This is a genomic window from Streptomyces sp. NPDC058674 (assembly GCF_042716505.1).
GTDB lineage: Bacteria > Actinomycetota > Actinomycetes > Streptomycetales > Streptomycetaceae > Streptomyces.
On the sequence record NZ_JBHXSC010000074.1, the window covers coordinates 18,528 to 32,499 of the forward strand.

Annotated in this window: 14 protein-coding genes; 4 read left to right on the forward strand and 10 right to left on the reverse strand. The window is 75.1% G+C overall.

Translation table 11 applies throughout. From position 1 onward, the window contains the following. Positions 1–18: 18 nt before the first annotated feature. The 6 genes from ACFWU6_RS28655 to ACFWU6_RS28680 form a co-directional block, all read right to left on the reverse strand. Entirely contained in the window at positions 19–789 is a 771-nt protein-coding gene (locus ACFWU6_RS28655) for a TetR/AcrR family transcriptional regulator (RefSeq protein ID WP_383983808.1), read from the reverse strand. An 81-nt stretch (positions 790–870) separates the two neighbouring features. Further along, the gene (locus tag ACFWU6_RS28660) at positions 871–1,917 is read right to left on the reverse strand and encodes a PDR/VanB family oxidoreductase (RefSeq protein ID WP_383983810.1); all 1,047 of its coding nucleotides are present in this window, start codon (positions 1,915–1,917) and stop codon (positions 871–873) included. After that, positions 1,914–2,810 carry a metal-dependent hydrolase gene (locus tag ACFWU6_RS28665; protein WP_383983812.1) on the reverse strand — a complete coding sequence of 299 codons (897 nt, stop codon included), beginning with the start codon at positions 2,808–2,810 and terminating at the stop codon, positions 1,914–1,916. Before ACFWU6_RS28665 ends, ACFWU6_RS28660 begins: the two co-directional genes overlap by 4 nt. Before the next feature lie 87 nt (positions 2,811–2,897). After that, positions 2,898–4,823, reverse strand: coding sequence for a hypothetical protein (locus ACFWU6_RS28670; protein ID WP_383983828.1), 1,926 nt, complete (start codon positions 4,821–4,823; stop codon positions 2,898–2,900). Positions 4,824–4,963: 140 nt separating this feature from the next. Continuing rightward, complete coding sequence (locus ACFWU6_RS28675; RefSeq protein WP_383983814.1) at positions 4,964–5,758, reverse strand: tyrosine-protein phosphatase; 795 nt, start codon at positions 5,756–5,758, stop codon at positions 4,964–4,966. Positions 5,759–5,820: 62 nt separating this feature from the next. Beyond that, a complete protein-coding gene (locus ACFWU6_RS28680; protein ID WP_383983816.1) occupies positions 5,821–6,432 on the reverse strand; it encodes a rhomboid-like protein in 612 nt (203 codons plus the stop codon). Between the two features lie 65 nt (positions 6,433–6,497). Between ACFWU6_RS28680 and ACFWU6_RS28685 the strand changes: the two genes are divergently transcribed. Together ACFWU6_RS28685 and ACFWU6_RS28690 are read left to right on the forward strand one after the other, a co-directional pair. Beyond that, positions 6,498–7,343: a hypothetical protein gene (locus tag ACFWU6_RS28685; protein ID WP_383983818.1), complete on the forward strand. Its 846-nt coding sequence runs from the start codon at positions 6,498–6,500 to the stop codon at positions 7,341–7,343. Between the two features lie 75 nt (positions 7,344–7,418). Beyond that, positions 7,419–8,870 (forward strand): PepSY-associated TM helix domain-containing protein, encoded by a 1,452-nt coding sequence (locus ACFWU6_RS28690; RefSeq protein ID WP_383983820.1) that lies wholly within the window; start codon positions 7,419–7,421, stop codon positions 8,868–8,870. A gap of 80 nt (positions 8,871–8,950) precedes the next feature. Here the strand turns inward: ACFWU6_RS28690 and ACFWU6_RS28695 are convergent, their stop codons facing one another. Together ACFWU6_RS28695 and glnII are read right to left on the reverse strand one after the other, a co-directional pair. Further along, positions 8,951–9,535, reverse strand: coding sequence for a winged helix-turn-helix domain-containing protein (locus tag ACFWU6_RS28695; RefSeq protein WP_383983822.1), 585 nt, complete (start codon positions 9,533–9,535; stop codon positions 8,951–8,953). 523 nt (positions 9,536–10,058) lie between these two features. Then, complete coding sequence (glnII, locus tag ACFWU6_RS28700) at positions 10,059–11,078, reverse strand: glutamine synthetase (protein WP_383805701.1); 1,020 nt, start codon at positions 11,076–11,078, stop codon at positions 10,059–10,061. 243 nt (positions 11,079–11,321) lie between these two features. Here glnII and ACFWU6_RS28705 point away from each other — a divergent pair, with 243 nt between their 5' ends. Beyond that, complete coding sequence (locus ACFWU6_RS28705) at positions 11,322–12,248, forward strand: Gfo/Idh/MocA family protein (RefSeq protein ID WP_383983830.1); 927 nt, start codon at positions 11,322–11,324, stop codon at positions 12,246–12,248. 3 nt (positions 12,249–12,251) lie between these two features. On the opposite strand, the gene ACFWU6_RS28710 is transcribed toward ACFWU6_RS28705, so the two are convergent. Next, positions 12,252–12,785 carry a hypothetical protein gene (locus ACFWU6_RS28710; protein WP_383805699.1) on the reverse strand — a complete coding sequence of 178 codons (534 nt, stop codon included), beginning with the start codon at positions 12,783–12,785 and terminating at the stop codon, positions 12,252–12,254. 310 nt (positions 12,786–13,095) lie between these two features. Beyond that, positions 13,096–13,494 (reverse strand): ArsC/Spx/MgsR family protein, encoded by a 399-nt coding sequence (locus tag ACFWU6_RS28715; RefSeq protein WP_383983824.1) that lies wholly within the window; start codon positions 13,492–13,494, stop codon positions 13,096–13,098. Between the two features lie 121 nt (positions 13,495–13,615). On the opposite strand from ACFWU6_RS28715, the gene ACFWU6_RS28720 reads away from it, so the two are divergent. Then, positions 13,616–13,867 carry a hypothetical protein gene (locus ACFWU6_RS28720; protein WP_383805695.1) on the forward strand — a complete coding sequence of 84 codons (252 nt, stop codon included), beginning with the start codon at positions 13,616–13,618 and terminating at the stop codon, positions 13,865–13,867. The last annotated feature ends 105 nt before the right edge of the window (positions 13,868–13,972 follow it).

Below are 13,972 nucleotides of genomic sequence, written 5' to 3' on the forward strand. Positions count from 1 at the left end.
TTATCGCCACAGCGGTGATCACCGAGGAACAGGTACCCCGCCCGCCGCGTCCCCGGCCCCCGCCCCGGGCGCGTCCCCGCGCGCACCGCCGGTGACCCCGCCCGCCACCAGCGCGCCGAGCCGTGCGACCAGCTCCCCGAACGGCCCGTCGGCCGGCTCGTCCGCGAGGATCCGCACCAGGATTCCCGCCATCTCCGCGTCGTACGCGGCACTCACCGCCGCCAGCGCCGCGAAGTCGTGCACCAGCTGCAACTCCAGTTCGCCCCGGGGGATCTTCCGGCCGTCCAGCCAGATGAGCGCCGTCGACTCGGCGAGGGACACCCACGAGCGCACCACGAGCTGCAGCCGCGCCGGGGGCTCGGACACCTCCAGGTGCGCGAGGATCTGCTCGTACGCCGCCTGCCGCACCTCGTCGATCATGGCGTTGGCCCGGCTGCTCCCGGCGGCCGGGCCGCCCCGCATCAACGCCGAGAAGCCGGGCCCGTGTTCGTCGACGAACGCGAAGAACCGGCCCATGACCCGCAGCAGCCGGGTCCCGAGCGGGCCCTCCCGCGGCTCCACGAAGCGCAGCGCCAGCTCGTCGGCAGCGCGCCGCAGCGCGGCCTCGTACAGGCTCAACTTGCCGGGAAAATAGTGGTAGACGAGCGGCCGGGATATCCCCGCGGCCGCCGCGATCTCGTCGATCGACACATCGTCGGGCGACCGGTGGCTGAACAGCTCCAGGGCCACCCCGATCAGCTGCTGCCGCCGCTCCTCGACACCCATCCTGCGCCGCACCCCGGTTGTCATGCGGACACCCTAACTTCTTCCCCCGGTACGGGGACCCGCGCGGATTCCGCCCGGAGTCCGGACCCGCCGCCCGCGGCGCCGCTACAGGTCCAGCACCAGGCGGTCGCCGCGCGCGCGGGAGACGCACAGCAGCATCGAGTCGCCCCGCTCCCCGTCCGTGAGGAGCTCGTCGCGGTGGTCCACCTCGCCCGCCAGGACGCGGTGCTGACAGGTGCCGCAGAAACCCTGCTCGCAGGAGTACGGGGTGGCGGGCAGCGCCCGGCGGACCGCGGTCAGCACGCTCTCGTCCGTGCCGACCTCCACCTCGCGCCCCGAGCGGCGGAGTTCGACCGTGAAGGGGCGGGCCGCGCCGGTCGCCGCCCCCGCGGCGAACCGCTCCAGGCGGACCGCCGCCGGGTCGGCCGCCGCCGCGAGCACGGCGGCCGCCAGCGGCTCCGGACCGCAGCAGTAGACCAGGGTGCCGGGCCCGGCCGCGGAGAGCGGCGCCAGGTCGGGCCGGCCCCTCTCGTCCTCCGGGAAGACCGCGACCCGGCCCCCGTAGGCGGCCAGTTCGGCCAGGAAGGGCATCGAGGCGCGCGAGCGGCCCCCGTACAGAAGGGTCCAGTCGGCGCCCGCCGCGGTGGCCGCCCGGAGCATCGGCAGGATCGGGGTGATGCCGATGCCGCCCGCGACGAAGACGTACGAGGGCGCCGGGACGAGCTCGAACCGGTTGCGCGGCGGCCGCACGTCCAGCTCGGCGCCCTCCACCAGCCGGGCGTGCGCCTCGCGGGAGCCGCCGCGGCCGTCCGCGACCAGCCGGACCGCAATCGCGTACCGGCCGCGCTCCCGGGGGTCCCCGCACAGGGAGTACTGGCGGACCAGCCCGGAGGGCAGGGTGACGTCCACGTGCGCGCCCGGGGTCCACCCGGGCAGCTCGGGCGATTCCAGGATCAGGTGCAGGACGCCCTCGGCCGGCTCCGTACGGGAGACGATCAGGGTGCGCAGCGCCCGGCGCGGGGAGTGGCCGGAGACCGGGGTCTCCAGCGCCGGCAGGGGCCAGAGCGGGGAGTTCCCGATGCGGCGGGCCAGGGCGCGCCGGGCCGCCCAGGCGGCGCCCGCCGCCAGCGTGAGCGCGACGGCGCGCCTCACGCCCGGACACCGCCGTTCGCGCCGGGGGAGGTGGCCAGATAAGCCGTCGCCTGGGCGGTCGAGCCCTCCTGGGAGGGGTGGTAGGTGCGGGCCAGGTAGGTGGGGATGGACTTGAGCATCGCGCCGGTGGAGGGCAGGACGCCCTGCCGTCCGGCCCGGAGGAACTGGCCCAGCGACGCCCTGCCGTCCACCAGGCAGGGGTCGTTCTCCATGAAGAACCGCACTCCTCGCTGCCACAGGAAGACCAGGGCCGAGAAGGCGGTGGCCCAGGTCCGGGCCCGGCGGCGGTAGCTGCCGTCCACGTGCATGAAGAGGTCGAAGGCCACCGAGCGGTGCTCCACCTCCTCCGCGCCGTGCCAGCGCAGCAGGTCCAGCATGGTGGGGTCGGCGCCCCGCCGGTCCAGCTCGTCCGCGTTCAGCACCCAGTCGCCCAGGAAGGCGGTGTAGTGCTCGATCGCCGCGATCATCGCGACCCGCTCCATGAGCCACCACCGGCTCGCCCGGCCCGGCGGCAGGGTCCGGTCGCCCAGCAGCTTCTCGAAGAGCCAGTCCACCTGCGCCGTGTACGGGGTCGGGTCCAGGCCCAGCCGCTTCAGGTGGGGGAGGACGTCGTCGTGCGCGGCGGCGTGCATGGCCTCCTGACCGATGAAGCCGATGACGTCCGCGCGCAGTTGCTCGTCCTCGACGTACGGGAGCACCTGCTTGTATACGTGCACGAACCACCGCTCACCCGCGGGGAGCAGCAGGTGCAGCACGTTGATCATGTGCCCGGCGAAGGGGTCCTCGGGCAGCCAGTGCAGCGGGGTGTCCTCCCAGCCGAAGGACACGTTCCGGGGCCTGAGGTCTACGTGTTCCGACGCCACGGGGGCGGGCGCGAGCGGCGTATTAGACATGGCGTCAATGTACTGATGGGTAGGGGCGAGGAGAACCCCTCTGCACCCATTTCCTGCGGCCCCCGGACCGCCCCGCCCGCACCCGGGTCAGCGCAGCGACTCCGCCTTCGAACCGTCCGTGAGCCGGCCCGACAGGTCCACCTGCGCCCCGGCGGGCGCCTTGACCGCCAGGCGGTTGCCGTTCGCCGTCCCGTTGACCCCGCCGCCCGACGCCGACAGCGAGGCGAACTGCGCACTGCCCGCCGCCAGTACGTACCACTGTCCCGCGCGCGACTTCCACAGCACGCCCGCCAGCACGCGCGGCGCCCGGAGCCCACATGCCGGGTTCCCCTCCGCACGGGCCGCCTGAGCGGCCGTCGTGGCGCCCGGCGCCAGGAACTGCGCCTGGACCCGGTCCGCCGCTCCCTGCCAGGTCTCCGCCCGGGTGCACAGCCAGCTCGCCGTCCCGCCGTTCTCGGGCAGCGGCTGCTTCGCGTACGTCCAGGCGTTGACCGTACGCACCCCGTGCGAGCGGACCGAGGCCAGCAGGCAGGCGATCCTCGACCAGTCGCCGAGCTCCGCGCTCTCCGTGACGTCCCGCTCCGCACCCGGCGCGCCCGACGTCAGCCGCGCGGGGGTCAGTTCACCGAGGTCGGTGATCAGGCGGGTGGTGCCGTCGCCGGTGAGGGCCAGGGCGCTCCAACTGCCGCACGTGCCCGCCGGGGCGGGCCCGACGACCGGCGGCGTGACCCCGTCGGGGGTCAGCTCCAGCGGGGCCGGGGCCTCGCCCGCCTTCAGGAGGTCCCGCAGGGCCGCGGCCGTCACCCAGGGGGCGGTCAGATAGCGGACGTTGCCGTCGACCCGGCTGAGCACCAGTGCGGTCGCGGTCTCCGCCGAGGCGCCGTCGGTCCGGGCGAAGTCGAGGGCGGCGCCGGTGGTGCCGTTCAACGGCTCGGCGTAGCGCACCACGCGCAGCCCGTCGTAGAGCAGCACCACCACCGCCTGGTCGACGGCGCCCGCGTACAGCAGCTGCGCCGGACCCATCGCCGGCCCCACCGGGGTGCCGGGGGTGGCCGAGACGACCACCGAGGCGCCGGGCCGCGCCCAGACGGCCAGGGCCCGGCGCAGCAGCGCGGAGTCCTGGGCGCGGTCGCCGCGGGCGGGCCAGGTGGAGAAGTCCGTACGGGAGGACGCGCGCCAGAGCGAGGGCGAGGCGCGCACCAGCCGGCCCGGGTCCAGGGCCTGTTCGGCCGCGGCGTTGCGCGCGTACGCCGGGGCGGCGGCGCCGTCCGAGCCCCAGCCCCCGCCGGGCAGCGCGAGCAGCGCCCCGCACACGGCGAGGGCGGCCGCGGCGGCGAGGCCCGCCCGCGCCAGCCGGCGCCGGCGCAGCAGGTCGGTGGGCCGGGCCTGGAGGACGCACGGGTCGAACTCCGGGGAGGCGAAGAGGGCGTCGTTCGCCGGATCGCCCGCCCCCGCCAGCGCGGCGGCCGGGTCCGCGACCCCGGCGTCGTCCAGCACCCGGAGCACCTCGGGCCCCGACAGCCGCTCCAGGGCCCGCAGTACGCACGCGGCCCGCGCGGGACCGTCGAGGGTGGCCAGCCACTGGTCGAGGGCGAGCTCCTCGGCCCCGCCCGAGCGGGGGAACAGCCGCAGCCCCCACACCTGGGGGAGGGCCGGCGGCAGCTGCGAGCGCCGGGGCAGCGCGCGGAAGGTCAGCGGGATCCCGGCCTCGAGTGCGGCCCGCAGCACGCGCAGCCGTACGTACGCGTAGCCGGACTCCCCGGGCGCGCCCCCGCGCTGGCCCGGCACCCCGCCCCGCGCGGCGGCCACGGTCTCCCGCCGCCCGCGCGGCAGCGCCCGCTGGGTCAGCGAATGGGCGGTGAGCACCCGCCGGTTGCGGCCGAGGGCGGGCGGCAGCACCAGGTAGGCGAGCCGCACCAGCCGCGGGTAGTGCTCGACGATGGCGGCCTCGGCCTGCTCGACATCGGGAGACGGGGGGCGGGTGGTGGTATCCGGCGCAGTCACGTTCAGCAGAACGAGCGAATCGTCGGATGGTCACCCGCCCCCAGCGCACACGTTCGGGCCGGGTGCGCCGGGTGCGCCGGGTGCGCCGGGTGCGCCGGGTGCGCCGGGTGCGCCGGGGCGGCGGGCGCGCGTGCCGGGGCGCCGGGTCCTCAGGCCCTCAGCCGGGCCCGCAGCGCCTCGACCGTGCCGTCCGGGACGCCGAGCCCCTCGCGCACGTACTTCTCCATGGAGCCGTAGCGCGATTCCACCTCGTCCAGCGCGGCCCCCAGGTAGGAGGGGAAGACCCCGATCAGGGCGAGGGCGATGTCCGGGTCGCCGCCCGCCGCCGTGAAGCCCTCGATCATCGGGGCGAAGGCCTGCTTGACCGCGGGATTCACCGAGAGGTATTCGGCCATCAGGGTCTCGTCGTCCGCGCCGAGCAGCGACAGGACGACGGTGGCGCCCCAGCCGGTGCGGTCCTTGCCCGCCGTGCAGTGGAAGAGGAGCGGGCCGGCCGCAGGGTCGGCGGCCTCGGTCAGCAGCAGCCGGTACGCGGCCTGCGCGGACCCGGAGTGCACGAAGGACCGGTAGACGCCGCCGAAGAGGACCTGCGCCTTGCCGCCGCCCAGGTGCTCCTCGGCGACCGCCGGGTCGCGGAGCAGGTCCTTGAGCTGTGCGGCGGCGGGCATCCGGCCGGAGTGCACCGCGTCCGCCAGGACGTCGGCGACCAGCAGGCGGGTGCCGGGCGGGACCCGGTCGGGGTGGTCGGCGCGCTCGGCGTCGGTGCGGAAGTCGATGACCGTGCGCAGGCCCAGCGCCGCCACCGCGGGGTCGGCGTCGAGGTCGAGGCGGTCGAGCTGGCCGGAGCGCAGGACCAGTCCGGGGCGGACGGAGCGGCCGCCGGACAGCGGGGTGCCGCCGAGGTCGCGGAGGTTGGCGACGGAGGTGGCGGGGGTGGCGGTCATCGTGTCGGCTCCAACGTGCTGCGAAGGGTGCGGGCGCGGGTCAAAGCATCCGGTTGCCCATGTCATGCGATGGTTCGGGTAATTTTGCTCGGATTCGCCCCGGAGAGGCAATCGACGGCCAGGGAGAGGCCCACCCCCACCCCGAGGGCCACCAGGTGGCCGGCGTCCGTGAAGGTCCGCCCGCGCGTGACCACGGGGGCGGCCGCGAGTATCAGCAGCCCCGCCCGCACCGCGGTGCGGACCGTCCCGCGCGGCAGCGCCGAGGTCAGGGCACCGAGGACCGCGTTGAAGCCGTAGCTGGTCCCCACGTCCAGGGCGCGCCGGGTCCGCGGTTCGGCCGTCCGGCGCAGCACGCCGTACACGAGGAGGGTCGCCGAGGCGTGCCCGAGCAGGAACACCCCGGCCGTCCACCAGGCGCCGTACGCGTACTCGGCGTATCCCAGGACGGCGACCAGCAGCAGCGCGTACGGCAGGGGCATCGGCTCCTCGACGACGAAAGCGCTGGTCAGGAGGGTATCCCAGCGTCCGGCGTCGAGATTGTCGACATTCGTCGAGCAGCTGCGCAGCAGTCGGTCCCGCCGCGGCGCGTCCAGTCGCTCCAGGGCGTACGAGCCGAGCTGCACGCCGCCCGCGTACGCCGTGCTCAGGGGTGGCGGCCATGGCAGTGGATTCACCCGTACATGATCGGATACCGGCCCCCGGCGGGCATCACCGGGCCCCGTGGGAACATGGCCCGGTCATGTCACACAACTCCGCGCCGATGCGCGTCACCCGGGCCGCGATGTTCGCGGCGGTGTGTGTCGCGCTGGGCGCGGTCGGGCATTCGTCCATGTCCGGGACGGATGTTCCGAAGACGGCCCTTCTGGGGGCCTTCGGGCTGGTCGGCGCACTCGCCTGGCTGGCTGCCGGGCGGCGCCGGGGCCCGGTGGCGATCGGCGCGGCGGTCCTCGCCGCCCAGGGGGCGCTCCACCTCGCCTTCACCGGCAGCGGGGCCGCGCTGGCGCCGCCCGCCGCGGCGACGGGACACGGCCACCACCACGTCCCGGGCCCGGGCGCGGGCACCGCTGCCGGAGCCCCGGCCGCCGGGGCCGCCCGGGCGGCGGACACGGGCGCGGGAGCGAGCACGGCCGCGGGAGCGAGCACGGGCGCGGAGGCGGGCTCCGCGGCGGACGCGGGCTCCCTCCCCGACCCGGGCGCCCTCTCCGACCCGGGCTCCCTCGCGGACCTGGGCTCCCTCGCGGACATGGGCTCCATGGCCGGGCACGGCGGAGCCGGGATGATCGCCGCGCACGTCCTCGCCGCACTCTTCTGCGCGGCCTGGCTGGCCCGGGGCGAAGCCGCCGTGTTCCGGCTGGCCCGGACGCTGGGGACCGCCGCCCTGCACGCCGCCCGGCCACTCGCCCGCGCGCTGGTCCTGCTGCGGACGCGGGTGGCCCTGCTGCCGCCCCCGCGCGCCCACTGCCCTCCGTACGAGCGGCCGCGCCGGCTGCGCGGGGCCGTGCACGCCCACGCCGTGGTCCGGCGCGGGCCCCCCGCGGGCCGAGCCTTCCGCGCCACGGCCCCCGGCCGTCCTGCCCGCGCCTGACGGCGCACCCTCCCTCTTCGAGGGGGCGAGACCCGGGGCCGCTTCCCCATGTCTCGCCAACACCTAGGACCCCACATGTCCCTTGACGAGGTTCAGGACGTCCGCACCCCGGACGCCGACCACCGACCCCCCGCCGATCCGCCCCGGCGCGGCGGATGGGCCGCCCTGCGGCCCCTGCTGCTGCGCCTGCACTTCTACGCGGGCCTGCTCATCGCCCCGCTGCTGTTCGCGGCCGCCGCCACCGGACTGCTCTACGCGGCCTCCTGGCAGGCCGAGTCCGTCGTGTACGCCGACGAGCTGACCGTGGCCCGCGTCGGCGACGCCCCGCTGGCCCTCAGCGCCCAGGTGGCCGCTGCCCGGGGCGCAGCGCCCCAGGGCACGGTCGTGTCCGTGTGGCCGGCGCCCGATGCGGAATCCACCACCAGGGTGATCATGGAGAGCCGGGGGCTCCCCGAGGGCGAGACCCTCACCGTCTTCGTCGACCCGTATACGGCCGAAGTGCGGGGGCAGCTCGCCACCGTCGGCGACGCGCTGCCGCTGCGGGCCTGGCTGAGCGAGTTCCACGCCAACCTCCAGCTGGGGGACTTCGGCCGCAACTACAGCGAACTCGCCGCGAGCTGGCTGTGGGTGGTCGCCCTCGGCGGACTCGCCCTGTGGATGGGCCGCCGCCGCAAGCGGAAGGCGGAGCTGGTCCTCCCCGACCGCAAGGCCACCGGCCGCCGCCGGACCCTGTCCTGGCACGGCACCGTCGGACTGTGGGCGGTCGCCGGGCTCGTCGTGCTCTCCGCCACCGGTCTGACCTGGTCGCGGTACGCCGGCGAGAACATCGGGCGGCTCCAGGACCGCCTCGGCGGGGCCACCCCCGCCGTCTCGGCCGCGGTGGACGGCGGCCCGGCCGGCGCCGGCGACGAGCACGCCGGCCACGTGATGACCGACGGCACGCAGATGCCGCCGCCCGCGCCCACCGCCGACGTGGGCATCGACCGGGCGGTGGCCGCCGCCAGGGCGGCCGGGGTCACCGCGTCCCTCCAGGTGACCCTGCCGACCCCGGGCAAGGGGTACGTGATCAAGGAGAAGGACAAGCAGGTGCCGGTGCACCTGGACGCCGTCTCCGTGGACCCCGCCGACGGCCGGGTCATGGACGAACTGCGCTTCGCCGAACACCCGCTGCTCGCCCAGCTGACCCGTTTCGGCATCGACCTGCACATGGGGCTGACCTTCGGGCTCGCCAACCAGCTCGCCCTGGCCGCACTCGCCGTCGCGGTGATGTTCCTCGTCGTCTGGGGCTACCGGATGTGGTGGCTGCGCCGGCCGACGCGGGAGCGGCGGCTCTCGGTGGGCCGTGCCCAGCCGCGCGGGGCCTGGCGGAAGCTGCCGGTGACCGTGCTGCTCCCGGCGGCGGCGGTGACCGCCGTGGTCGGCTGGTTCATCCCGATGCTGGGCATCAGCCTGGTGGCCTTCCTCGCGGTCGACGCGGTGCTCGGCTTCGCGGCCGGGCGCCGTGCCCGGTCCGCCGAGACGGCCTAGGGCCCAGAACCCTCCGAACGGCCGGTGGGCCCGCGCTCCCCTCCGGGAGTGCGGGCCCACCGCTCCGTTCGACGGGCCGGTCAGGGCGCGTACTTGTAGCCCACGCGGCGCACGGTCTGGATGGCGCCGCGGTGGGCCGCGCCCAGCTTGCGGCGCAGCCGGGCGATGTGCACGTCCACGGTCCGGCCGTCACCGACGTGGCCGTAGCCCCAGACCGTGGTCACCAGCTGGTCCCGGCTGTGCACCCGGTGCGGGTGCTTCACCAGGTGGGCCAGCAGCTCGAACTCCAGGTACGTCAGGTCCAGCACCGCACCGTCGACCTCGGCGGTGCGCTGCGCCGCGTCGATCCGCACCAGTGCGTCCCCGCCCGGTCCGGCCGCGTCCTCGGGTGCCCGCGGGGCGGGGGCGGCGACGGCGTGCGGGGCGAAGGCGACCGGCGGCTGCTGGTCGGCGGGCACGAGGACCAGGTAGCCGACCATCGGGGGCTGGCCCGGCAGGGTCGGCAGGGTGTGCTGGGGCGCGGGCAGCCAGGTGGCGCCCGGCGGAAGCAGGTCGACCACGCGCGCGACCTCGTCCCGCTCCACGGCGCGCAGCCGGTGGCGCGGACTGGGAGGGAAGGTCAGGGGCGCGGGGGAGGCGGAAGTGAGGGAACGGGTGTTGGCCATGAGTGGTCAGCTCTTTCACGCGGAGTAGTCGGCAGGAGACGTGCGTACGTCATCGATGTCGGTACCGCGCAGACCGAAGGCCCCGGGGAGTTCTGGTGGGAGGTCCCGGAGGCTTTAGAGGGCCGGCGCGTTCTTCGCGCGGCAACACACCCGGTCGAAATCATGGTCCTGTCGGGACGGCCAGAACGGCTCGAGGTCCCTGCGACCTGACGAGGTGTGCGAGTGGCTGGCCATGCGCACATTCAAGCAGATGCCGGCCCCCCGGGGCAGGTCCCGTCTCACACCGTGGAGCGGAATCTCATATTCAGTGTTCATGTCAGTGTCACACCGTCATATTCCCGACAACATCCATGCTGCCCGGGTCGCTTCCGTGCGCACCGTTCGGTCTCCCGTACCGCATGGCGGGCACGATCGTCCCGCGTCCCGCACTCAGGCGGGGCCGTCGACGGCGGACGCCCGCCGGGCCCCGGAGGGCTCGGCGGGCGTCCGCGGGCGTCGGCGGTGCGGCCGCGGGGCGGACGGATCAGACCAGGCCGTCCTTCTCCAGGCCGGTGCAGCAGGTGTCCGTGATCAGACGGGTCACCACGTACGGGTCCACGTTCGCGTTCGGGCGGCGGTCCTCGATGTAGCCCTTGCCGTCCTTCTCCACCTGCCACGGGATGCGCACGGAGGCGCCGCGGTCGGAGACGCCGTAGCTGAACTCGTTCCACGGGGCCGTCTCGTGCAGACCCGTCAGGCGCTCGTCGATGCCCGCGCCGTAGTTCTTCACGTGGTCGAGCGGCTTGCTGCCCTCGCCCAGCGCCTCGCAGGCGGTGACGATGGCGCGGTAGTCCTCGCGCATCGCCTTCGTGGAGAAGTTGGTGTGCGCGCCCGCGCCGTTCCAGTCGCCCTTCACCGGCTTCGGGTTCAGCGTGGCCGAGACGTTGAAGTCCTCGGCGGTGCGGTAGAGCAGCCAGCGCGCGATCCACAGCTGGTCGGAGACCTCCAGCGGGCCGACCGGGCCCACCTGGAACTCCCACTGGCCCGGCATGACCTCGGCGTTGATGCCGGAGATGGCCAGACCCGCCGCGAGGCAGTGGTCCAGGTGCTTCTCGACGATGTCGCGGCCGAAGATCTCGTCCGAGCCGACGCCGCAGTAGTAGCCGCCCTGGGCGGCCGGGAAGCCGTTGACCGGGAAGCCGAGCGGACGCGCACCGTCGAAGAAGGTGTACTCCTGCTCGATGCCGAAGATCGGCTCCTGGCCGGCGAACTTCTCCGCGACCGGGCGCAGCAGGGCCCGGGTGTTGGACTCGTGCGGGGTCATGTCGATGTTCAGGACCTCGCACAGCACGAGGACGTTGTCACCGCCGCGGATCGGGTCCGGGCAGGAGAACACCGGGTTGAGGACGCGGTCGGAGGCGTGGCCCTCGGCCTGGTTGGTGCTCGATCCGTCGAAGCCCCAGATCGGCAGCGCGTCGCCGTCGCCGAGGATCTTCGTCTTGGAGCGAAGCTTCGCCGTCGGCTCGGTGCCGTCGATCCAGATGTACTCAGCCTTGTAGCTCACGGGCCCCATCCTCAGACTCTGCGGGTGCTGCTGGTCGCTGCTTCATCGCTGCGGTGATGACCGCAGCGTGCCCGCCCGCGATTTCCCTTCCGTTGCCCGTGTGTGAACCCCGTGTTACCGAGGTTCGCACCGCAGGTCGGGCGGGTCGTGCGGGTTGGCTGCCGGGCGCCCGCCCGGGTGGGGCAGACTGTTCGGGTGAGCATTTCGTCTGATGTGAACCCCGCCGGAGACCCCGCCGAAGGCCTGGCCGAACCCGCCGCCGGCCCGGCCCCCGCAGGCCGCCGGCCCCGGGTCGGACTGCTGGGCACCGGTCCCTGGGCGCACCGCACCCACGCCCCCGCGCTCGCCGCACACCCGGACGCCGAGTTCGCCGGAGTGTGGGGGCGGCGGCCCGAGGCGGCCGCCGAGCTGGCGCACGCGTACGGGGTGAAGGTGTACGAAGACCCCGACGCGCTGTTCGCCGACTGCGACGCCGTGGCGTTCGCCCTGCCGCCGGACGTACAGGCCGCGCTCGCCGTGCGCGCGGCCGCCGCCGGCTGCCACCTGCTGCTCGACAAGCCCGTCGCGACCACCGCCCGGGACGCCCGGGCGGTCGCCGAGGCCGCGCGCCTCCACCAGGTCGCCTCCGTCGTCTTCCTCACCCTGCGCTTCGCCGAGCCCACCGCCGGCTGGGTCGAGGAGCAGGCCGGGCGCTCGGGGTGGTTCACCGGCGCCGCCCACTGGCTCGGCGCCGTCTTCCCGCCCGACGGCGCGCCCAGCGCGTACGCCGACTCACCCTGGCGCAAGGCCAAGGGCGGGCTGTGGGACGTCGGCCCGCACGCCCTGTCCGTCCTGATCCCGGTCCTGGGCGACGTCACCTCCGTCAGCGCCACCCGCGGCCCCTCGGACGTGGTCCAGCTGGCGCTGCGGCACGCCTCCGGCGCCGCCAGCACCGCCGTGCTCTGCCTGGGGGCGCCACAGGCCGCCGCCGGGGTGGGACTCGAACTGCGCGGGTCCGAGGGCGTATACCGGCTGCCCGACTGGAGCAACGTGCCCGGCGCCTACGGCCGGGCCCTGGACGCGCTGCTCACCGCGGCCCGCACCGGGGTGCCGGACGCGCGCGACGCGGAGTTCGGGGCCCGGCTCACCGAGGTCCTGGCCGAGGCGGAGGCCCAGCTCCCCGCCGAGTGACGGCTACTTGATGAGGGCGTTCGCCACGATGACGGCCAGGCCGATCGCGGCGTCCGCCACGCCGGTGAGCAGCGCGGAGCGGATCCGGTAGCCGACCCGGAGCGCCACGAAGGCGCCCCAGCCGAACAGCAGTGCCGTGTTCAGGCCGAGCCCGACGGCCGTCACCCCGTACGGCTCCCAGCCGGCGACCCCGGCGGCGACCAGCAGCAGGACGGTGGGGAGGGTGGCCACGACCATCGGCCACTCGTTCCACAGGGCCAGCGACAGCAACCGCCAGCGCAGGCGGGAGCCGCCCGCGCGACGGGTGGCCATGTGGTGCGAGTAGCCGTGCGCGAGGCCGGCCGCGACCGCCGTCACCAGCACCCAGCTGGCGTCGTAGAACGGCGTGTAGTCGCCGCCCTTCTGGTCCAGCGCGGCGAGCAGGGCGCTGGCCAGGACCGTCCCGTAGACCCCGCCGAACATCCAGTCGGCGCTCCGGCGGGGCGGGGGGAGCGCTGCCCCGCCGGGCGGGGGCTGCGGGCGCTGCTGCTGGTACACGCGGGGTCCTCTGTCCTGCTATGGGCCGGTTTGACGCTGGCCGTCACCCTAGCGAGATCCCGTGTGAGGGCGCGGTCAGTGCCCCGGCGCCCGGACCCCTCCCGGAGCGCGTCCGCCAGCACGTCCGCCAGGGCCTCGCGGGGCGCGGCCGGCGCCGACGGTACGTGCCCCGGAGCCGGGCCCTGTGCGGTGCCGACCGGTCTGCGGTCGTAGCGGAACTCCCCGCCGTGGTCGTCCTCCACGATGACGGCGCGGGGCGCCGCGGGCCCGCTCCACGGCAGCGGCGCGGCGCGCGGGCCCGTACCCGGGATCAGGCCTTGCGGGACAGGGCGTCCCGGACGGCCGCCTCGGAGCGGCCGATGACGGCCGTCCCGTCCTCGGCGGTGATGATCGGGCGCTGGATCAGCTCCGGGTGCGCGGCCAGGCGGGCGATCCAGCGGTCGCGCGCGGCAGCGGTCTCCTCGCGCGGCAGCCCGCTCCCCGCGGCTCCGTCCGCGGGGAGCCCCGGACCGGCCTCCCCGGCCGCCGGGTCCGAGGCGCGCGCGATGTCCCAGGGCTCCAGCCCGAGCCGGCCGAGCACCTCGCGGAGTTCGTCCTCGGAGGGCACGTCCTCCAGGTAGCGGCGCACCGTGTAGTCGGCGCCCTCCGCGTCCAGCAGGGTCAGTGCGGCACGGCACTTGGAACAGTCGGGATTGATCCAGATCTCCATGCCCCGAGCCTAAGGTCTCTCCCGGGGTGCGGAGCCGGTCTGGCCAGGGGCTTTTGTCAGTGGTCCCCGGTAAAATCGAGGAAGAACGACAGGAAGCCAACTACCGTTTGGGAGGCTGTAGATGGCCACTGCCACCACCGTCCGGCACGTCAAGAAGAAGCCACTGCCGGCGGGCCTGCCCCGCGAGTGGTACGAGAGCCACAACCGCCGTCTGAAGGCGATGCGGTTGGCGATATCCCTGCTCGACTCGGGCACGTACGACGCACGGCGCGCCACCAACCGGAAGATCCGGACCATGGCGGTCCGGACGGGCATCCACCGGCCGTCCAACGTCACCTGCAAGCTGGTGCGCGCCTTCATCCGGGAGTCATAGCGCCAACGGCCGGCCGGGCTTAACCCGGCCGGCCGGCCGGCTGGCGGGCTCGGGCCGGCACTCGCCGGAGTCCGGCACGCACCACTGACCCGCGGCCCTAAGGGG

What these genes read in the sequence shown, in the direction of transcription:
- ACFWU6_RS28695 (WP_383983822.1), bottom strand. Translation starts at nt 9,535, where the DNA reads ATGGCCAACACCCGTTCCCTCACTTCCGCCTCCCCCGCGCCCCTGACC.
- ACFWU6_RS28665 (WP_383983812.1), bottom strand. Translation starts at nt 2,810, where the DNA reads ATGTCTAATACGCCGCTCGCGCCCGCCCCCGTGGCGTCGGAACACGTA.
- ACFWU6_RS28655 (WP_383983808.1), bottom strand. Translation starts at nt 789, where the DNA reads ATGACAACCGGGGTGCGGCGCAGGATGGGTGTCGAGGAGCGGCGGCAG.
- ACFWU6_RS28715 (WP_383983824.1), bottom strand. Translation starts at nt 13,494, where the DNA reads ATGGAGATCTGGATCAATCCCGACTGTTCCAAGTGCCGTGCCGCACTG.
- ACFWU6_RS28685 (WP_383983818.1), top strand. Translation starts at nt 6,498, where the DNA reads ATGTCACACAACTCCGCGCCGATGCGCGTCACCCGGGCCGCGATGTTC.
- ACFWU6_RS28720 (WP_383805695.1), top strand. Translation starts at nt 13,616, where the DNA reads ATGGCCACTGCCACCACCGTCCGGCACGTCAAGAAGAAGCCACTGCCG.
- ACFWU6_RS28690 (WP_383983820.1), top strand. Translation starts at nt 7,419, where the DNA reads ATGTCCCTTGACGAGGTTCAGGACGTCCGCACCCCGGACGCCGACCAC.
- ACFWU6_RS28675 (WP_383983814.1), bottom strand. Translation starts at nt 5,758, where the DNA reads ATGACCGCCACCCCCGCCACCTCCGTCGCCAACCTCCGCGACCTCGGC.